Annotated in this window: 18 protein-coding genes and 1 pseudogene; 13 read left to right on the top strand and 6 right to left on the bottom strand. The window is 50.1% G+C overall.

What is annotated here, in order from left to right:
- Positions 1-127: 127 nt before the first annotated feature.
- A pseudogene (locus FMM01_RS12320) lies at positions 128-520 on the bottom strand (hypothetical protein); the annotation flags it as partial.
- Between the two features lie 205 nt (positions 521-725).
- On the opposite strand from FMM01_RS12320, the gene FMM01_RS16320 reads away from it, so the two are divergent.
- Complete coding sequence (locus FMM01_RS16320) at positions 726-872, top strand: hypothetical protein (RefSeq protein ID WP_190973364.1); 147 nt, start codon at positions 726-728, stop codon at positions 870-872.
- A gap of 57 nt (positions 873-929) precedes the next feature.
- On the opposite strand, the gene FMM01_RS12315 is transcribed toward FMM01_RS16320, so the two are convergent.
- The 4 genes from FMM01_RS12315 to FMM01_RS12300 form a co-directional block, all read right to left on the bottom strand.
- Positions 930-3,947, bottom strand: coding sequence for a mucin-binding protein (locus tag FMM01_RS12315; RefSeq protein WP_150392718.1), 3,018 nt, complete (start codon positions 3,945-3,947; stop codon positions 930-932).
- Between the two features lie 44 nt (positions 3,948-3,991).
- Positions 3,992-6,181, bottom strand: coding sequence for a KxYKxGKxW signal peptide domain-containing protein (locus FMM01_RS12310; protein ID WP_190973363.1), 2,190 nt, complete (start codon positions 6,179-6,181; stop codon positions 3,992-3,994).
- 421 nt (positions 6,182-6,602) lie between these two features.
- Complete coding sequence (locus FMM01_RS12305) at positions 6,603-7,763, bottom strand: site-specific integrase (protein ID WP_150392716.1); 1,161 nt, start codon at positions 7,761-7,763, stop codon at positions 6,603-6,605.
- Between the two features lie 133 nt (positions 7,764-7,896).
- Positions 7,897-8,598, bottom strand: a complete 702-nt coding sequence (locus FMM01_RS12300; protein WP_150392715.1) for a helix-turn-helix domain-containing protein — start codon at positions 8,596-8,598, stop codon at positions 7,897-7,899.
- Positions 8,599-8,788: 190 nt separating this feature from the next.
- Between FMM01_RS12300 and FMM01_RS12295 the strand changes: the two genes are divergently transcribed.
- From FMM01_RS12295 to FMM01_RS12280, 5 genes are all read left to right on the top strand, one after another.
- On the top strand, positions 8,789-9,064 hold the full coding sequence (locus FMM01_RS12295; RefSeq protein WP_150392714.1) for a helix-turn-helix domain-containing protein: 276 nt from the start codon (positions 8,789-8,791) through the stop codon (positions 9,062-9,064).
- 69 nt (positions 9,065-9,133) lie between these two features.
- Positions 9,134-9,604, top strand: a complete 471-nt coding sequence (locus FMM01_RS12290; RefSeq protein ID WP_150392713.1) for a Rha family transcriptional regulator — start codon at positions 9,134-9,136, stop codon at positions 9,602-9,604.
- Positions 9,605-9,725: 121 nt separating this feature from the next.
- On the top strand, positions 9,726-10,784 hold the full coding sequence (locus FMM01_RS12285; RefSeq protein WP_150391459.1) for an IS30 family transposase: 1,059 nt from the start codon (positions 9,726-9,728) through the stop codon (positions 10,782-10,784).
- A 272-nt stretch (positions 10,785-11,056) separates the two neighbouring features.
- On the top strand, positions 11,057-11,188 hold the full coding sequence (locus FMM01_RS16660; RefSeq protein ID WP_263405052.1) for a hypothetical protein: 132 nt from the start codon (positions 11,057-11,059) through the stop codon (positions 11,186-11,188).
- Between the two features lie 287 nt (positions 11,189-11,475).
- Positions 11,476-11,754 carry a hypothetical protein gene (locus FMM01_RS12280; RefSeq protein ID WP_150392712.1) on the top strand — a complete coding sequence of 93 codons (279 nt, stop codon included), beginning with the start codon at positions 11,476-11,478 and terminating at the stop codon, positions 11,752-11,754.
- 159 nt (positions 11,755-11,913) lie between these two features.
- On the opposite strand, the gene FMM01_RS12275 is transcribed toward FMM01_RS12280, so the two are convergent.
- Positions 11,914-13,359 carry a DDE-type integrase/transposase/recombinase gene (locus FMM01_RS12275; protein ID WP_150392454.1) on the bottom strand — a complete coding sequence of 482 codons (1,446 nt, stop codon included), beginning with the start codon at positions 13,357-13,359 and terminating at the stop codon, positions 11,914-11,916.
- Between the two features lie 171 nt (positions 13,360-13,530).
- Between FMM01_RS12275 and FMM01_RS12270 the strand changes: the two genes are divergently transcribed.
- The 7 genes from FMM01_RS12270 (at position 13,531) to FMM01_RS12245 (ending at position 19,432) form a co-directional block, all read left to right on the top strand.
- Positions 13,531-14,376, top strand: a complete 846-nt coding sequence (locus FMM01_RS12270; RefSeq protein ID WP_150392711.1) for a bifunctional DNA primase/polymerase — start codon at positions 13,531-13,533, stop codon at positions 14,374-14,376.
- A complete protein-coding gene (locus FMM01_RS12265) occupies positions 14,363-15,787 on the top strand; it encodes a DNA primase family protein (protein ID WP_150392710.1) in 1,425 nt (474 codons plus the stop codon). Before FMM01_RS12270 ends, FMM01_RS12265 begins: the two co-directional genes overlap by 14 nt.
- 406 nt (positions 15,788-16,193) lie before the next feature.
- Positions 16,194-16,529, top strand: a complete 336-nt coding sequence (locus FMM01_RS12260; RefSeq protein WP_150392709.1) for a phage head closure protein — start codon at positions 16,194-16,196, stop codon at positions 16,527-16,529.
- Between the two features lie 2 nt (positions 16,530-16,531).
- The gene (locus FMM01_RS16315) at positions 16,532-16,705 is read left to right on the top strand and encodes a hypothetical protein (protein ID WP_190973362.1); all 174 of its coding nucleotides are present in this window, start codon (positions 16,532-16,534) and stop codon (positions 16,703-16,705) included.
- 2 nt (positions 16,706-16,707) lie between these two features.
- On the top strand, positions 16,708-17,115 hold the full coding sequence (locus tag FMM01_RS12255) for an HNH endonuclease signature motif containing protein (protein WP_223850074.1): 408 nt from the start codon (positions 16,708-16,710) through the stop codon (positions 17,113-17,115).
- 155 nt (positions 17,116-17,270) lie between these two features.
- Positions 17,271-17,744: a phage terminase small subunit P27 family gene (locus tag FMM01_RS12250; RefSeq protein WP_150392707.1), complete on the top strand. Its 474-nt coding sequence runs from the start codon at positions 17,271-17,273 to the stop codon at positions 17,742-17,744.
- On the top strand, positions 17,741-19,432 hold the full coding sequence (locus tag FMM01_RS12245) for a terminase large subunit (protein WP_150392706.1): 1,692 nt from the start codon (positions 17,741-17,743) through the stop codon (positions 19,430-19,432). The genes FMM01_RS12250 and FMM01_RS12245 overlap by 4 nt, the downstream gene beginning before the upstream one ends.
- The last annotated feature ends 22 nt before the right edge of the window (positions 19,433-19,454 follow it).

Below are 19,454 nucleotides of genomic sequence, written 5' to 3'. Positions count from 1 at the left end.
CCGATATCAGTGCATCAATATCGTTTGAATAAGGAAAATCATTCTTTGATTAAACTGATCTCTGCCGCCCACCTCCTGAACCACGGTTTTGACTTTGAACTTCACTTTTCCATGGCGGTTTTGACGTTACCGCTTTACCGGATACGCGGGTTAAACTGACCGTCAGCACATTATCGGCGGTGGTGTTGTAATCCGCCAGAATACCCTTCACGACGCCCTGGGAGGGCCCATGGGCCGCGGTAGTTTCCTCGTAATTTTGGATCCAGGTGCTGACGGCGTTAAAGCCGAATTCAAAGCCTTCAAAAACTTGCATGTAGGCCGATGACCGCGGATTCGTCGTGATGATCGTGATCTTGGTGACGCGCCCCTGGGCAATCGTCATGGTTAACGTGATCAAACCATCATCGAAGAAAGTCATGGTGCCGTCCTGTGCGGTTGGCGGCAGCTTGTAAGCTGCCAAGCGCATGTTTTGGTTGTAAACGCGTTGTACATAATCGTAACTGCCTAAATCCCCCTGCATCGGTCGCACTCCCTTTTTAATGAACTGCGGTGTTTTACCAGGTTAGTCCAGCGCAATGGGCTAGTTGGTGAGGCACCACTGGTGTCAGTTTACAATTTCTGGGAGAAAAGAAGAACAAATCAGCTCATGGAAGCCGACCGAGTGTTTTCCGTTCACAGCGGCTGCTTGATGCGGTACATTACATCAATAAAGTGAGGGGATGAGTGTGTCATTGCGTGACCCGTTGGACGAAGCCACTTTGCTGGCGCACAAGCAAATTCGGGATGGCGAATTTGATGAATTTGCGGATCTGGCAGCATTCCATAAGGATCTATATTCTGCGAGCAATCAAGATCAACAGAGCCAGAAGTGAAAACTCGGACACAACAAAGGCGGGCCGCTTAGCCCGCCTTTAGTGATTCTGCTTAGATTAATCAGTCGTGTCCCGGTTGCGCCGCCATGCGATCAGGCTTACCACACCCATTAGGCCAATCAGAGAAAGGCCAATAACGCTCATCAGTCTGCTATCTGTGCGGCTTTCATCGGTTTGCGGCAGTTTGCCTTTGTTAGCGGCCGCGTGTGCAACCTGCTGAATCGTGCCGGTGCCGGCGGTTTCATCCGGCTTGCCCGGTTGCTTGCCCGCTGGCGGGTTCCCTTGGCCTGGGATATTATCCGATTCATCCGGCTTGGTTTCCGGTTTCCCAGGTTGACTCGGGTTGCCGCCAGGTTTGCCCGGCTGCTCTGGTTTACCACCTGGCTGGTCCGGATTGCCTCCGGGTTGATCGGGATTGCCACCCGGTTGATCTGGGTTCCCTCCGGGCTGATCAGGATTGCCACCCGGTTGATCCGGGTTCCCTCCGGGTTGATCGGGATTGCCGCCTGGCTGGTCCGGATTCCCCCCAGGCTGCCCGGGATTACCACCGGGCTGATCCGGATCCTTTACCTTAGTGTACGTAATCGTATCCGTCGTCGTGATCGTCCCATCGGCATTAATATGCGCGGTGAAGTGGTCCTTGTCCGCGGTATAGCCCGGCACGACCGGCGTCGCCACTTGGACATCACTGCCCACGCGGCCGCTGACGTTGTGCACGGTCTTGTCGCCCAGGTTGGTTTTAACGGTCACGTCGCCGGTCACGACATTAGGTGAATAGGTGACAAAGCCTTTGCCGCCTTGACTGCCGTCAATGACAGTAATGGTTCCGTTCGGGTTCACGGTGGCGTCGACGGTCGTCTTATCCGCTGTGTAGCCCGGCTTGACGGGGACTGTCACTTTGACAGTCTCGCCGGTTTTGCCGGTCACGTTCGGCACGATCTGATCACCCATGTTGGAGTGAATCAGCACATCACCGGTGACGGTATTAGGGGTATACGTGACGCTTTCGTCAGTTGTGGCAGTCGTGCCGTCGGCGCTGATATGCACCGTCACGGTTTCCTTATCTGCTGTATACCCTTCAACCGCCGGCACCTTGCCCTGGACGGTTTCGCCGCTGCGGCCAACGACCTCAATAGTCTTGTCGCCTAAATTGGTCGGTACGGTGACGGGCAGGGTGACTTGATTCGCTGTGTAAGTGACATACCCGGCACCATTGGCAGCCCCATCCAGTACGGTGATGGTACCGTCCGCGTTGACGTGGGCCTTGACGGTTTGTTTATCCGCTGTATAGCCGGTCAACTCTGGAACGTTGACATCAATATCCGTGCCGACGGTGCCCTTGACGCCGTTCACTACTTGCGGGCCCTTATTGGAGGGAATGGTTACGTTGGCTAAAACCGCGTTAGGTGTATACGTGATCTTATCTTGCGTGGTGATCGTCCCGTCCGCATTAATGTGGGCGGTGAAATGATCCTTGTCCGGGGTGTACCCCTGTACAGCCGGGGTGGGCACTTGCACATCACTATTGACGGTGCCCTTGATGTCCGGCACTGTTTTATCGCCAAGATTGGTCGGTACGGTTACTGGGCCAGTGATCTCATTCGGTGTGTAGGTAACATATCCTTGGCCGCCTTGGTCACCGTCAATGACCGTGATGGTACCATCGGTGTTGACGTGGGCTTTGACGGTTTGCTTATCGGCTGTATAGCCGGCAACTGGCGGCACCGGAACATCAATATCTGTCCCGACTTGGCCTTTGACGTCTTTGACGGTGTAGTCACCCAAATTGGAATGAATCGTCACCGGCGCGGTTGCTTCATTGACCGTATACGTGACCGTTTCGGTTTGATCAGTCGGTTCAGTGGTACTGGCGGTTAGCGCTTCAGTAAAGACTTTGGTCTTATCCGCAACATAACCGTCAATGGTCGGTACATCAGTGGCAACGCTGGCCGTTCCGGGGGTCCAGGTTTGCGTGCCGGCCACGTTATTGATGGTGTGCGTCCAGGTGACAGTTTTGACGATCGGTTGCGGGGTTGCCGTACCCGCACCTTTGAAGGTCACGGTATACGTGACATCCTTAGTGGTCGTTTCGCTGGTCGGGCTGACCACGGCATAATACGTAGCGCCGGTTGCGTTGCCCTGGGCGTCTTTGCTGGTATCAGTGTATTGCAAAGTGGTCGGATCGACTGGTTTCCCAGCAGCATCGACAATTTGGGTAATATAATGGTCAGAGTCAACAGCTTGGCCAGTTTTGAAAGGCGTCGCAGTGTAATTGCTGCCGACCATACCGGTGGTCGACTGGTCGTACTTGCCATCCGCATAACTGGTCAGTTTGCCATCAGTGCCTTTGGTGACGACCTGCCACTTTTCGGTCACTTGGCGAACTAGGGTGGCCGTCAGGGGGATCTCTTCGTCTGTCTTGATCGGTTTGCCGTCCGCACCATAAACTGTGGCGCTGGCCGGGAAAGAGTAGCTCTTGCCGACGACGGAGTCCTTGAGCTGGTCATCATCCAACTTTATGTTGGAGGTGACAGTCACAGCGGATTTAGCACCCACCGCAATGCGTTCAATTTGGATGCTGGCGGCTTTATCATAGGTTGTTTTTTTGCCATCGGCATCCAAATAGGTGATTTGTGCGGTACTGGTGATGTCGTTTTTGGTTGCGTCATCAATAATCTTAATCGGTTCCGTTAAATGCACGTGCTGACCGTTTTTATCCCCCAGGGTCAGGGACGAATCGATCGTGACGGTGTTCGTAGTCCCGTTGTAAAGATTATGTGTGACTACCGCGGTGGGCTTGGCTGTATTGATTTTGCCTGTATGCGAGAATGCGTTATCCGCAGAGCCTTGGATACCAGCACTCTGGACGAAGTCTGAGGTGGCTACGGTTTTGATGCTGAAGGTTGGGTTATCTTTGGAGTTGTAGTAAACATTACCGTTGTTCCAGTCGTCCTGGAAGGAAGCGCCACGGGTTAACTGGGTCCCGTTGAAGCGGAAAATTGAAGCATCCGGTCGAAAGCCAAAGTCCCAGGCAGAGAATGAAATCAGGGTGTTGGGGGCTAACCCACTATTCACAATGACTGGAATACCGCGTGCAGTGGTCCCACTACCTGTAAATGTCAGATGGTTGATATAGAGGACGGTATCCCCATTCTTATCGACAAGGTTTGGGCTTGTAGGTTTTGGTTATCCCAGGCGTTGCGCAATGCGGCCACGCCAGCAAAGGTCGTATATTTTGGAATGCGCACATAGACACCGAATGCATCCGGATTGGCGGCTAAATACGTATTGTATGCAGCAGCGTTTTGGCCGCCCACTAGAGCGGATGTTTGGCCAGGATTCCCGGCGCTAATGGCTAGACTTTGCAGGTTATTGCGGAACGAAATCGTATCACCGGCATTGGTGACACCGGCAGACAAATTATCCCAGCCCATGAAGCCGACGCCCGTATAGTATTTCTCTTGGATGAGTATGCGGGGTACTGAGTCATAGTTGATGGTCTGCCATGAGCTAGTTGGCGTGCCGAGGACTTTATCGCCATTTTTCTGGGTAGTCTGGAATCGGTATTGGACTGTTTGGGGCTGATCGGAATAAAACTCAGCATGGAATGAGAGCCGATGGGCGACATCCATACCTGTGACCGTTCCCACCGAACCCGCTGGCCGAACTTCGTCCACACTCCGGACCACGACGTTAAGCACTGGATCAGCCTGTGAACCGATCGTCGTCACATAATTTGTTTTACCAGAGACGATCTTTTGGACGTCTGTTTTACCGCTTGACGTGGTAAAGATAAGTTCCACATTGTCAGTAAAGCCGATGCTCTTCCAATAACTGGGGTCGCTCACATTGGTGACGCTAGTCAAATTCATACTGTTTTTAATCGTTGGATTAATTGTCAGTTGCGCTTCAGGATGGCCTTGATAATCGTAGTTACTCGTATCAAGCACGCTGCCCCAGAAAACCGATGAAGTATCCGCTAATGGGTCTTTGGTAAATGACGGTAAGTAGGAATTACCATTACCAGCGCTATCACGGGCGAAACTAGCAGACGAGTCCATAGTCGTTTTTCCAACAAAAGGTTGGTAAGAAAACGCATTTTTAGAGTTGACCGCATACTGGTAAGTCTGGCCGTTGATTGCAGTACTGACTGCGGCGGTCAACGGCAATGTCTTGCCTGTCCCCACATCGCCATCGTATTCACTGACAATTTTAAAGAAGCCGCTCTTAAAAATTGAGCCAGCCCCGTCTCTTAATGGCGTACCAGCCGCAAACGTGAAGGTATACTGATTACCTGATTGGGAGACTGTATACGGCGCATCGGCGATCGTTTTTTCGGCACTGATGACTTTTACTCCGGCCGGCAAGGTGATCGTCACTGTGGTCGGACTGGTGAAGACATCGTAACCTTGCCAGTTTTGGAGGTAACTTTTGGTATATGAAAAACGATCCGCAAAAGTCTGCCAATCAATCTTTGTGACGGCTTGTTGCTTATAGATACCGGTTGCAGAATCCACGATTGCGCCCACATTTTGATCATCAAAGATTGCCCAACCATCCGCGGGTGCAGCGGGCTGATTCGGCTTCTTATTGAAGGTGGTGGTCATTTGACTAGCAGTCTGTCCATTCACCTGTAAGAGAACGGGAATGTCCGTTGACGGCTTACCATCGCTAAGAAACTTAGAGCTGGCACTTGTTGAGTAGGGGCTCACATTCACTGAATAGTAAACGGAAGTGCTCACCGTAGAATCGCTGGTCATGGTGATTGTCAAGGCATCGTACGCGACACCATTCACGGTGGTTGAAGTGGTCCCAGTAGGCACTGTGCCAGAAGATATTGATCCCATTTTTAGAAACTTCAAGGTGCCCGCTGGAATGAGCAGCTGAATCTTGTCGCCTTTTTTAAAAGAGCCCGAGAGGCTGTAAACGAGCGGATTGTTTAAGTTGCTGTCATCTGTAACCGTCGGCCCGGTCACCGTGGCCGAAGAGGTGGGCGCTGGCTGATCATTTGCTGCCGGTTCAGCTGCTGCCGCAGTGGATGTGTCGGCCTTGGGGCTTTGGCCAGTGGTATTGGCTGATGCTGGTGCGGCGGCAGACTGATCAGCCGCCAGTTCAGTAGTTTTGTCAGTAGTTGCCGCCTGGTCTGGCGGCGTATTTTGGGTCGTGGTGATTGGCGCGGCATCCGTGTCCGCCGCCACTGATTGCGGCGTGCGCGCCGCACCCGCAATCAACAATGCTCCTGCGGCCGCGGCTACCCAAAACTTCCCTGCTTTGTAAAGTCGTTTGAGACCTGGACGATTTTTAAGCATATAAAACATTTCCCCCTAAATAAAGATTCAACATACTGTCCGCCAAATAGTGTCCCCATCAACACTGGCAGCTGATCGCTGAAACGACCGGTGCCCGTCCGGCCGTATAGCATCGGCCGATTATTTTGGATACATGGTCACTATAGCATATTGGCTATGGCAGAGGCTTGGAAGAAGATTCAAACCGTCAAAAAAAGTCTCACCGGGCTTTTGTACTCCGATGGGACCAGTGTTCAGCGTTGTTTCTTATCCATGCGCAGGCCAACAAAAAATCGCACAGAGCCATTAAAGGCCTGTGCGATTACTATTAGTGGGTGGCCAGGGGAAACGTAACTGTTTCGCTTGAAACCCCGTAACCATGCGCCATAGAAGTACTATCAACCCGTGCGCAAAACGTCGTGGTTTTCTCTGTGGTTTTCTTTCACTGAGCGTTCATATATTCTTCCAGTTTGGCGGTTGCCTCTGATTCCTGCTGTGCACTCACGTGGGCATAAATGCCGAGCGTGATCGTTGGATCAGTGTGGCCGACAAGTTTCTGGACGGACGTAACTGGCACGCCAGCGATGAGCAAGTTAGAAATGAAGCTGTGCCGGAAACCATGGACCGTGATCCGCGGGGTAAGATCGTTATCCGTTTGGATTTTATGCAGCCGTTTGGCTGGCGTATTCAGTGAATGGTAGCCGTTCTTGCTATTGGAGAAGACAAGCTGGTGTGGGGCCAGCGTGTTGATCCCCAGTTGAAAGAAATACTGCTGCTGCATATGATGCCAGTGTTGCAAGTAAGTCATGGTTTGCTTGTCTACCGGAATAGTTCGACGCCCGGCCCGTGTCTTGGGCGCTTGGACAATCTGGCGCCCACGCTTGCCTTGGGTAAGTGTCTTGTTGATACGGACCGTATCGTGCTCAAAGTCCACGTCTTGCCATTCCAGTGCCAGCAGTTCGCCACGCCGGACGCCGGTGTAATCCAGAACCCGGAACATGATGAAAATGTCGAAGTGGGCCGCTTTATCAATGCAGGTGAAGAACTGGTTCATTTGGTCCTTGGTCCAAAAGTTTTCCGGCTTATCGCCGGCAATGTCTTCATGCCTTGGTAGTACCACGGCCTTAGCGGGGTTCTTGTTCATATAGCCTTGCCGCACGGCATAGTCCATAACTGATTCAACGTAATTGAACCAGCGCTTGTAATTGGCTGTCGTGGCTTCATACCACGTCTTGACGGCCTTTTGAACGTCCCTGGTGGTGATGGTGGCGATCCGTTTATCACCAAAAGCTGGCAGAATGTGGTTGTTGAACATGCCCACTGTGCGTGCCCAGGTGGATTCTCTTACTGTATTGATGTAGTTGCCGTACCACTCCTTGTAAACGTCCCTGAAAAAGATGGGCGTTGGTTTATTTTCTTCCAAGTCACCGTTGCTAATAGCCAGTTCAAGTCTGGCCGCCACAATGGTGGCTTCCTTTTTTGTCTTGAATCCGCGACGGACCTTGTATTTCTTTTTGCCTGTCTGTGGATCATTACCAGCAAAGACCTGGACGCGCCAGAGTTCTTTGCCGTCTTTCGTTGGGTACTTTTTAATTGATGCCATATTCTTCTCCTATCTGTCACGCTGGGCAGGCGGTGTTAGATTGGAGAGTTTTCGCCGAAAATGGCGAAAAGTGGCGGCTGATTTTTCAGCCATAATATTAAATAAAATATTTAGAGCTACTCAAATTACAAATCTACATGTACTTTGCTTTGATGAAATCATCAATGAGATCGTCATCCTTCAATACTCTTAAGGGCCAATTATAAATGATTGGGAACGGACCTGCCTCTTCGGGAAAATTTCCTACGTCAGATTTGAAAATAACCATGGCATCATCTTTTAACAAAACACTTTTGCAAACATTTGCACAAATCTGAGCCGCAATTGAAATAAGATATGGCTCAAGTTCACTGTTAGATGAGCGAGTCAAAAAGTCGTTCAACTTATGCTCATTTGCATCCACTTGCCAGCCACTGCCCACAAATTCATGGGACAAAAAAATGGCTAGTGACTGAATCGAATTGACTTCATCAAGCTGAACAAGTAGGGGCATGACAAACTCTACAACGGTTATTCCCTTAGCTGCATCAGAGTTCTTTTCATAAAAAAAGGAAGCTTCAAATGTTGGTTCATCTTGATTAAGCGGACCGTCAACAGCTTGTACGCGTCTAACGCCACATTTAAGATTTTCTTTTGGGAAAACATTTTCAAACAGATCCCACACTTCAATATCCAAACCTTCAACAAGTTTATTAAGCGTATCAAACTGGATTCCCTTGCTCTTTTCGTTATAAAAAGCAGAAATTGTCGTTCGCGAAATTCCAGTTTTATCACTTACGGACTGAATGCTCATACCTGATTCTTCCATAAATTCTTTAAGCATGAATTTTAGCATAGTTTATCCTCCTAGCACATTATTGTCGCATCTCGAAACGCAAATGACAAGCATAGGCGTCAAAAATGATTAGCCTACCGTTGACACACAAGGGTGTTCATGCTAAGGTGACTATTGTAAACCATGCTTATCAATTATGATAAGCATGGTTGCTACCATTGAACCTATAATCGTGAAAGAAGGTGTCAATATGAGCGGGATGAAAGTACAAATCACTTTGCCAGCCGACTTTGATCGGGTTTTGCAGGAGCAAATTCATCAAGAGGTTGTCCGGGTAGTTAATGAAACGAAGCCACAACGAATTCCACGGAAATTGAACATCGGGCAAGCGGCAGAATATGCCGGTGTAGCCCGTAACACGTTAATGTCCTGGACCAAAAAGGGATTGCCAATACAGGTGGTTGGAGGCGTCAAGCGGATTAACACCACAGATATAGACGATTACATGCAGAACAACGGTAAGTAACCACGCTGGGCAGGCGGGCACGTAAGCAACTTACGGCAAGGCGTATAGCCTCAGGAAGGAAACACAAGCATGGACAAAATTGTATTTTTGAATCGACCGACTCTGGACGCAAACACGTTCACGACAAGCGAGGTCATTGCACGGTATGCAGGTATCAACCGGGAATCAGTTGACCGCACAATTCGGGAGCAAAAGACGCGATTAGAACATCATGGAATTCTCGGATTTAAAATCCGTAAATTACCCGGCCGTGGAGCACCATGCAAGATTTACATGCTGAACGAAGCTCAAGCCACTCTGCTCATCACATTTTTGAAAAACACGGAGCGTGTGGCTGACTTCAAGGACGAACTAGTACGCCAGTTTTTCGCCATGCGTGAGGAACTGATGAAACGGCAGACACTGCGGGAAATTGAGAAGCCGGTGCGTCGGTCCCTGACTGACGCCATACAGGCATGGCCATACTGCAATAAATGGAGCTATAAGGCGATTACAGACCTATCCTGCAAGACCGTTACTGGTATGAGTACAAAACAGTAGCCGGATTTAAAATTGAAGTGCAACACCGATTGAGTTAGACCAATCGACCGGGTTGATTTAACAAAATAGGCCATGAAGACCTATCCTTGAAGCGACTAAACTACCAAGAAAGGTGACCTTCATGACCCACAATCAGTCTAACAGTCTCGGCTCGTACACTCAACTCACAGAGGGCGAGCGCGGAATAATTGATGCGCTTTGGCACTCCCATGAATATTCCATTCGCGATATTGCACACATCATCCATCATTCCCCTAGTACGGTAAGCCGTGAGCTTAAGCGCGGCCGAGTCCAGCAACGGGATTCGAATTATCATTACTACAAGGATTACTTCTTTGATGCTGCCCAACGACAACACGAAGAACGACAGACCCATTCCCACGCCAAGAGCATGTTGGAGAAGTGTACCTACTTCTTTAACTGGCTGACCGCTCAGATCAAGAAGCATGCGTATCGTGAACAAAGTATTGATGGGTACGTGCATCAGTTCCAGCAACTCTGGCCTAATCGTTCGTGCCCCTCAACGCCGACCGTGTATCGCTACATTGATGCCGGACTGTTGTCAGTGACCAACATGGATCTGCCTGAGAAGTTGCGGCGTCGCGAGAAAAGGCCAGGCCGTAGTCATGCGCGTAAGAATAAACGCATCGCTGGAACGTCCATCGACAAGCGGCCCAAACAAATCAATAACCGCTGGTTTGTTGGTGACTGGGAAGGCGACCTGGTGAAGGGGAAGCGTTCTGCCGACCAACCAGCATTACTCACCCTGACAGAACGTGTCACACGTTATGAGCTGATCTACAAGATCCCAAACTATCACGCCCGGACTTGCTTAGAGGCCATGCAATACGTTCTGAACACACATGATCCTTATCTATTCCACTCCATCACCTTCGACAACGGTTCTGAGTTCGCCCTCTTGGACCAACTCAGAGGAACAAAGATCTACTACTGCCATCCCTATACACCCAGTGAACGTGGCAGTAACGAGAATGCCAACGGCTTGATTCGAGAATTCATTCCAAAGGGTCAATCACTATGGGAAGTCTCTAAGGAGAAGATTCGTAAGAGCCAAGATGTCTTAAACCACCGGTTAAGGAAGTGCCTTGGATACCGCAGCGCAATCGCGGCGCTCCAGGCCTCCCCCCTGGGCCTGGAGGAATCCCTGCCCACTACCTAAACCAATTCACACTAAACCAATTCACATGGATGAGTCTTCACTGTTGCACTTAATTTGACAATTCGGGGTACAAAACAGTACAAGGCAATGAAAGGCGTTCCCAAGAGCGTCACTGGCCCAGACATTTATTCTGCTGATGATCTGGCTCACTATCGAGCGCTAGAAAGCAAAGTGATCGTCTTACTGGACCTGGGCTTCTCGTACGACCAGTTAAAGTCGGCTATCAGTGGCCAGCCAATCACGGTGACACTACCAGCAAGGGAGGCGGCAAGATGATCATGATTGACTGGATCGTTACCCATCTGCCCACTGTGTGCGGCCTAGTCCTGGCATTCCTGCTGGGCATGGTCTGGGCCATGTATCTGTTCGGCGTCCCTGCTAATTATGGAAAGAAGGCAAAATAACGGCACACCAAGTGAATACCCCATACGGCTGGGAGTGGCCCGATTACATTGAAGCCGATGCCCATCTGGACAAGTATTTCAAAGCCCAGCACGACACGGTAGAACGGCGCGACTTACTGCACGCCAAAGTGGACTTGAGTTCCCGGGAACTCAAGTCCAAACAAGAGAATACAAAAAAAGCCGCAAAGCATAGGGGCTAAGCGGCTGGGCGACATAGTAAAGCAAATAACCTTTACACCTACTATGCCGCCATGTTGACCCAATGTCAAGAAATGGAGGCCAATTATATGGCAGATTCGAGTTATACCAAAGCGGAATACGAATTGAGCAAGGCACGCGGGTGCTTAGAAGCCCTGGACGATGAGCTGGACACGTTCGACGACTATGTGAACCGCTATGAAAGCAATCCGAATGAGCGCAACGCCGAAGCGGTTTGTTATGAAGCCACGCGGGACGTGCGTACCTGGCGTGATCTGTTAGCCACGGCGCGGGACATTGTAAAGGCCCAAGAGATTGCGGCTGGCAAAGTAATGCCGGGTAACGTCAAAACCGCCATGGAAAAGTGAAGTTCAAAGTCAAAACCGTGGTTCAGGAGGTGGGCGGCAGAGATCAGTTTAATCAAAGAATGATTTTCCTTATTCAAACGATATTGATGCACTGATATCGGCGCTAGAATGTTTCTAACGCACACAAATAGAGCGCCTGAGATTTTCTTCGTCAGGTGATCAAGCAGCGACAGGCAGCTGTTCCTGAGCGAGTGCGATTAGTGCAAGCCACTTATCAAACATCCGCTCGTGGGCCAGCACTGCATCGATTGGCACAGGGACGTGATAGTTCAGCGCCTCGTGCGGCCGCAAGAAGTTGTAACACGCTGAGAACAGTGTTGTGTAGCTGGCTGAGCCTTTGGCTGAGCCGAAGCCGGTCGTTGAGCGGTAGTGGCCCTTATATTCGCGATTCAGACGTTCAATGATCTGTTTCAAGTAGCGAAACTCGGTAGAGACTTCGTCTTTGTTCTTCAGACCGATGACTTGTTTGATGTCGAAGTTGATGCCATGTTTGGCAAAGTAAATTCGGGCTACCTGATAGATGGGGTTCGCATCGACGATGAAGCGCAGCTTCTCGGGGATCACATCAAACTTCTGCAGTACCTGGTTGATCGCGATGGCCGCTGATTCGCTAGTGCGATGCGGTGTGACGTAATCGGCCAGAATCAGCTTGTTCAGGGCATCGTAGAAGTAAAAGATGTAGTTCCACTTGCCCTTCACGCGGATGTAGGTTTCGTCGCCAACCAGTTCCTCAGACAGCTTGTACGGATAGTTCGCCCAGAAAGGACGAACGACGGCGGCCACCGCTTCTTCATAGTTATGAATCGTCTGGTGCGAGATCTTGATACCGTGCACGTCGTACATCAGGGCCGCGGTCTTCCTGGCCGACATGCCGTAATTGATGTGGTAGGTCAAGACCAGACCCAATACTTGCGGTGTGGCGCGGATCCGGCCCAGGTCAACAGTTGTTTGAATTGGCGAGTCGGCGTCGACACTCTTCAGCTCAAAACGAAAATCCCGGTACGTATAGCGGACTTTAAACCGGGTTGGTTCGGCACTGAACGCGGCCAGTTGTTTGGGTGATAACTGAGCTACCTTGCCTTGGCGATACGAGCAATTGTCGTTTGGGCAGACCCAAACATCGAAGTTCACGCGCTTGTTATGCAGGTACAGTGCGTGTGTGCAATACGGACAGCGCAGTGATACGTCCTTCTTGTAGTCGCCGTCGCGTCGTTGAAACTTGAAGTGACAGACCTTGCACTCTAACTGACCGCCTTTGCCGTTGTTGGCGTAAAGGTAGTCGCTCGGTGCGTCGCACCGCGCACACCGAAGTGCTTGAAAATCAATCGGTTTGCGTCGACGCACAGCCTTGATGGGTTTGCCGGTATCCGTCAGGTGTTGGGCTAAAAGCTCTTGATAGTCCAGTTTCTCGGGCTGAATGTCTGCGGCCAGCAGGGGCACTGCTTCGTCTACTTCAAACTGGTTGAACCGTTTGTAGATTGGCTTGTCTGGCTGGGGCATGCGCGAGTTACTGATGAACTGGAACAGCCATAACGCCAACAAAATAATTAAACGGCGTTGGTACTTGATTATCTCAATTAAATACTGTATCAATAGTGTATGCACTCGGATTCCTCTTTTCGGAATTTCTTAGTTGTAGTTGTGTACACCTAGGATACCAGAACAAGAGAAAAATCCGGGTGTTTTTCTTTTGCCTGAAGGCAAGAAAAGCACCCGGAAAGCAGAAAGAAAGGTACGTCTTTTGACAGTACCTAATGCCGGTGGGAGGTGAGCAGCATGACGCTAAGCACGCTTGACTGGGCACTGGCTTACCAGCAGCACGGCTTTGCCGTCTACCCGATGGTACCGGGTAGTGATGGATCGCCCAAAGGGACCAGCACTTTCAACAGTGCCAGCACTGACCCCAAGCAAGCCAAAGCCTGGTGGGGCCAGCACCCTGCATGGGGCGTCGGCCTTTGCCTGATGGACACGGGCATTATGGTGCTGGACATTGATCGTAACCATGAAAGTGGCAGCGACGGCATCGAAACGATCAATAAACTGTATAAGCAAGGTGCCGAGCGTTTGCCAGTTGATACTTACACGGAACAAACGCCGCGCGGCGGCCTGCACATTTTTCTGACCTATCCGGTTCACCTACACCTGACGCGGGGCACTAATCGCTTTTCTGACCATGGGGAACTGACCGGCATTGACTACGAAGCAATGGGCATTCCAGTCGCCCCGACACGGCGCTTTGGAAAGTGCTACACGCCTGCCCCAGGCCACAAGCTCACAACTATCCGCCCTGCCCCGCAATGGGTGTTAGACGGCGTTACGGCCAAGAAAACGGCAGTTGGGTTTACTGGTAAAGTCAACTATTCCCGCCGTAAGACGTATGCCGGGAAGTTGATTGATGATCTGGCCCAAGACATTAATCAAGGTACGCGGAACGATCGGCTGACGCAGCTGGCTGGCAAACTGCTGGCGAGTACGGCAGAGCCAGAAAGTGTTTGGACCGTCATGCGGGACGTGAACGCCCTACATGTTGATCCGCCGTTACCAGATAAAGAGCTGGCCGGAATTTTCGCTTCTATTGCGGAACGCGAAGCCAGAAAGGGGCAATTGAATGGACGCAACTAAAGAAACACCGCTGGAAGTGGTGGCAGCCATTAAGGGTCTGCACGTGGCCAGCAGTCATGAGACGCCACGCTGGCTAATTTCAGACGAAAAAGGAAACGCAAAAGTTAATTCGCCAATGCTGGGCTACGAAATCATGAAGGAAGTGCCTATGATCCGCGCCGATTGCTTGCCATTGGGTGCGCGCTATGATCGAGAAACAGGTACTTGGCATGTAGGCGACCTTAGCGACTTCTTAGAAGGATATATTACCAAAAAACTAGAAGCTGTAGGCAAGTGGTCCGTTCAAAAAATGGGCGAAGTCAAAAAGTTCATTATGATTAAGACTTTCAATCCACACATGGCCAGTAATCCTTTTGATAGAAGCAACCCTATGCTTATTAACTTCAAGAATGGGACTTTCAATCTGGTTAAGCGGACATTGCAGCCACACAATCAAAGTGATCTGATTTTACAATCCCACGACTATGTGTTGCCGACATCCCAGGAAACGCCAACCGAGCCAAAAGAAACGGGAGATTGGCTAACGGCATTGACTGGTAACGATCCATTCGCCACAACATTTCTGTTTGAGCTGATGGGCTATTGCTTTTACCGATCCTATGAACCGTTTCAGCTAATCGCCATACTGCAAGGCAGCGGCGGCAATGGCAAGTCCACATTTCTAAACTACTTGAAACGAGTGCTGGGAGTTGAAAACGTCTCTAATGTGACGCTGCAAGACTTGGGGAGCAAAAATAACCGCTTTGCCAGCAGCCAGTTGTACCGGAAGGAGGCTAACATCTTTGCTGACGTGGATAGCAGCTTTCTTAAATCGACCGGATTGCTAAAGTCACTGACCGGTGGTGATCGCATGTTTGCGGAGTTCAAAGGCCAAGACCCGTTTCTGTTTGAAAACTTTGCTAAGCTCATTTTCTCTGCCAATGAATTGCCTCCATTTACCGACTTTTCAGATGGATTTGAGCGGCGCTTATACGTGGTGCCATTCCCGGTGAAGATTGACCAGCAGTTTGAAGCCAAGTATTCACTGGCAGATATTGATGCAGAAATCCCCCAAACAATTGCCTATGCCCTCTACCTGTTCAGCCAAGCCATGAAACGCCACTCACTGACGGAATCAGATCCCATGAAAAAAGCCAAAAGCGACTGGCTGAAGGATTCCAATAGCGTAGCCCGGTTTGTCGCTGACCGTTGCCACATGGACCGGGAAACCAATAGTGGTGAGCCTACGCAATGGCTCTTTCAGAAATATAGCCAGTATTGTGTTGACGAAGGCATTAAAAGTCTGGGCCGGCCTAATTTCACCAAACGGCTGGCCGCTATGGGCATTAGAACAGACAAACCACGGGTAAATGGTTCTCAGAGACACAGATACATCCATCTGTTTTATGATGGCGATCAACCCGAAGAATAGTGTGTGTGGGTGAAACTCAAAAAAAGCTGGCACACTTGGCACAGTCTGGAGAAAGCCCGCCATGTAGGCATTCACGGGGCTAGAAAAGCTAACAAAACCTGGCACGCGGGTTGGCACAAGTTGGAACAACGAAATTAAATTGTTTGAATGTGCCAGTCCGTGCCAAGCCACATATCCTAATGTGCCAGGAAAAACCATTACAGGAATACCGGTGTATCAACGTTTCTACGATGTGTGCCAAGTGTGCCAGGAAATTCCGAATTGTACCCACACACACGATTAATTGGAGATGACATGCTGACCAGCCAACACGGTCCACCAGTATCTTTACTGGTAAATGGAAAAGTGGACTTACCGTCCCGGGGCGGTAAGTCCAGAAAACAGCATTCAGATTGGAGCGATCAAATTGAAGAAGTATGCAGTATCCCGGCTGAACAAGGTGGCTGAGATTGGTAAGACAGTTAACCGCAAGACTGGTGCCGGTATTAACGTTTCTACGTTTGAACCCACTGGCACGCTGTTCTATGGCTCATATAACCGCACAGTGACGCAAACTTATCAGATCACTGGTACAGATGTAGAAGACACCATAGCCATTGTTGTGCGGCACACAGACACTCTGAACGACAGCATACTGGTGAGATTGGCCGGAATTGTATATGCTATCCAGTCAATTGCCTATGACGATGACATTCACGGGTTCGATGTCGTGACGTTGAAGAAAGAAAAAGGAGCACACTAATAATGATGAAAGACATTTTTGATGTAGCAGGTACGCAACAAGAGATCAGCCGATTAGTGACGGCGTTTTTAATTATTAACGGAGCAAATGTGATCAGTTTTGCAATTCATGCGAAAGATCCAGAGCATGTGTGCGTAACAATCTGCTATGAGAAGAAGCAGGTGCAGCGTCGGTGATCATGAAACTATGTGACCATGCAGGTTGCCATGAGCTGGTGCCGTTCAATGTCAAGTATTGTGCCCAGCATGCTGGCGACTACAAGGCCAGAGCAGCGCCAGGCAACGCTGCATCATATCAGCATCGTAAAGAAATCAGCGGCAAACTGCAGAAATTCTATAAGTCGAAAGCCTGGGAGCACCTGTCATACGACTACAGACTGAAGTACCCCATGTGCGAGTGGTGTCAGAAGAAGGGACTGTTTGTTTCCGCTGACGTTGTGGATCATATTATTCCTATCCGGGTTGATTGGACCAAGCGATTAGATGAAAGCAACCTTCAATCACTGTGCAACTCATGTCACTGGCAAAAATCGCAAGAAGACAAGAAAAGATACCATTTGCCAAAACTAGGTACCCCACCTGAATAACCGGGGCCTAGTTCAAAAACGACGGGGAGCACAACGCCAGCTTCGGATTTTGAAAAAATCTCGTGTCAATGGATTATTACGTGCAAAATGCACCTAAAATATGTTATACTAATCAATGGATAATTGTATCGAATTAAACGAAAGGACTTGGCGAGATGCCTAGCAAAATTAAAAACATCGAGGATATTCGCGGGCATTTATCGCCCCGGAAGATTGCTAAACGGGCCAGCGAGCAGCAGGCCATGTTTGATTTCAAAGAGCTTACTGCCCAGCCCCCCGAGTGGCTTGATGATCTTGCGGTGAGCGAGTGGCAACGTATCGTGCCTTTGCTGAAAGCCGACGTGCCTATCAGTGAATTGGACGTGGCTATGCTAGCCAGTTACTGCCAGACATACAGCGACATTCAAAAATCGGCTAAGCACATTCAAGATGAAGGTCCGGTCGTTGAAGCAGTGTCTGGTTCTATCAAGGTCAACCCGTATATGAACGTGAAGCGGAACGCCACTCAGGATTTGATGAAGCTGGCCGATGCTTTGGGCTTGTCAGTATACGGCCGATTGAAGATGCAGATCAAAGGCGACGTCAAGACGCCGGACGATCCGTTTGCCAAGCTGGTGAAGAATGAGTGAAGTATGTTGACGATGTGTTAGCGGGCAACATTGTTGCTGGCAGAAAAATCAAGCAAGCGTGCCGCCGTTTCAACAAGGACATTAAAGCCAGCAAGAAAGATTCATTCCCCTACTATTTCGACGAGGATCATGCCCGCCGCGCAATTGAGTTTGTAGAGCTGATGCCGGCAAAAGATGGCAGCAAGCTCATCCTGGAACCATTTCAGAAGTGGATCCTGTCCGAACTGTTTGGTTGGCGCGATAAGCAGACTGGCAACCGGCGCTACACACAAGCATACATTTCAATGGCCCGCAAGAATGGTAAGAGCTTCTTGATGGCTGCCATCGGGGCCCTATATCTGCTCATGGAAAACAAACCGGCCCGCAGCCGTGAAATTGTGTTTACCGCAAACACGGCCAAGCAGGCTCACATGGCGTATGACATGATGGCCAGCGGACTGCGCCAGGTATGCAATGTGTCGCCCTCACTGCGGCAGCGTCTGAAGATCAATCGAGACGAGATCCGCGACTTGGGTACAGACAGCAAAGCCGTTCCCTTAGCCAGTGATCTGCATGGGCTGGACGGGTACCAAAGTGACTTAGCCGTAATTGATGAATATGCCTTAGCCCGCAGCGATCAAATTTACAACGTACTGAAGTCCGGCCAGATCAATAGCGACAATAGTTTACTGGCAGTCATTTCAACTACTGGGCCGAGCCTGAACGGTCCCATGTTCAAAGAATACAAATTTATTAGCAAAGTCCTTACCGGCCGCGAAAAAGCGGACCGGTATTTTATTGCCGTTTGGGAGCAAGACGTAAAGGACGAAGCCTTCAAGCCAGAGACATGGGAAAAGTCGAACCCGCTGTTAGCTAACGAAGATCGGGCTAAGACGATGATCCCCAGTCTGCAAGCCGACGTTGACCTGGCCAGCAAGCGAAACATGTTGCGGCCGCTGCTTATCAAGAATTTCAACATGTGGCAATCAGCCCGAGCCGATAGTTATATCAGCTTAGACGACTGGGACAAGGCGAAGACGGCACCCATTGAAACGGTCGGCGCTGATGTGTACATCGGGCTGGATCTGTCTAAGTCGAGCGACCTGACCTCAGTCAGCTGGCTGGTCCCCATGGCGGGATACTCTTATGCTGACTCACATAGTTTCGTGGGTACTAAGTATGGGCTGGAAGAAAAAATCAAAAACGACGGGTTTGACTATATCGCTGGAGAACAGCGCGGCGAGTGCAGTATCACCAAACTGGAAAGCGGCATGATCGACTACGACGATGTACTGGCCTACGTATTGGCCATGATCGACAGAAACCAGTGGAATGTGCGGGCCATCTGCTACGATCCCTGGTCCTTCGGGTACCTGCTGCCGGAGTTTGAAAAACGAGATATGCCAATGGTCGAAGTACGGCAAGGGCAGCGTACTCTGTCGATCCCGACGGTGCGCTTTCGTGATGATCTGTTCAATGGCAAGCTGAAACACCCAGACAACCAGCTGCTGGCCTATGCGGTTAACAACGCCATTCTGAAATACGATGCCAACAATAACCCCATTATTGATAAGGCGAAGAATGCCACCAAGATCGACCCCGTAGCCGCTCTGATGAATGCCTACACGGTGGCCATGGACAATTTAACTAATGAGAAAGCAGGCAAAGCCGACAATGCATTTTATGCAAGCGACAATTTCAGTTTTTAAGCAGCATATAAATATCCCCGAA

Source organism: Schleiferilactobacillus harbinensis, assembly GCF_008694105.1.
In the GTDB taxonomy this organism is placed as follows: Bacteria; Bacillota; Bacilli; order Lactobacillales; family Lactobacillaceae; genus Schleiferilactobacillus; species Schleiferilactobacillus harbinensis.
This window is presented reverse-complemented; position numbering and strand designations above follow the sequence as displayed.

Excerpts from the sequence above, each read along its gene's own strand:
- FMM01_RS12310 (WP_190973363.1), bottom strand. The coding sequence starts at position 6,181 with ATGCTTAAAAATCGTCCAGGTCTCAAACGACTTTACAAAGCAGGGAAG.
- FMM01_RS12305 (WP_150392716.1), bottom strand. The coding sequence starts at position 7,763 with ATGGCATCAATTAAAAAGTACCCAACGAAAGACGGCAAAGAACTCTGG.
- FMM01_RS12300 (WP_150392715.1), bottom strand. The coding sequence starts at position 8,598 with ATGCTAAAATTCATGCTTAAAGAATTTATGGAAGAATCAGGTATGAGC.
- FMM01_RS12295 (WP_150392714.1), top strand. The coding sequence starts at position 8,789 with ATGAGCGGGATGAAAGTACAAATCACTTTGCCAGCCGACTTTGATCGG.
- FMM01_RS12290 (WP_150392713.1), top strand. The coding sequence starts at position 9,134 with ATGGACAAAATTGTATTTTTGAATCGACCGACTCTGGACGCAAACACG.
- FMM01_RS12285 (WP_150391459.1), top strand. The coding sequence starts at position 9,726 with ATGACCCACAATCAGTCTAACAGTCTCGGCTCGTACACTCAACTCACA.
- FMM01_RS16660 (WP_263405052.1), top strand. The coding sequence starts at position 11,057 with ATGATCATGATTGACTGGATCGTTACCCATCTGCCCACTGTGTGCGGC.
- FMM01_RS12280 (WP_150392712.1), top strand. The coding sequence starts at position 11,476 with ATGGCAGATTCGAGTTATACCAAAGCGGAATACGAATTGAGCAAGGCA.
- FMM01_RS12270 (WP_150392711.1), top strand. The coding sequence starts at position 13,531 with ATGACGCTAAGCACGCTTGACTGGGCACTGGCTTACCAGCAGCACGGC.
- FMM01_RS12265 (WP_150392710.1), top strand. The coding sequence starts at position 14,363 with ATGGACGCAACTAAAGAAACACCGCTGGAAGTGGTGGCAGCCATTAAG.
- FMM01_RS16315 (WP_190973362.1), top strand. The coding sequence starts at position 16,532 with ATGATGAAAGACATTTTTGATGTAGCAGGTACGCAACAAGAGATCAGC.
- FMM01_RS12255 (WP_223850074.1), top strand. The coding sequence starts at position 16,708 with ATGAAACTATGTGACCATGCAGGTTGCCATGAGCTGGTGCCGTTCAAT.
- FMM01_RS12250 (WP_150392707.1), top strand. The coding sequence starts at position 17,271 with ATGCCTAGCAAAATTAAAAACATCGAGGATATTCGCGGGCATTTATCG.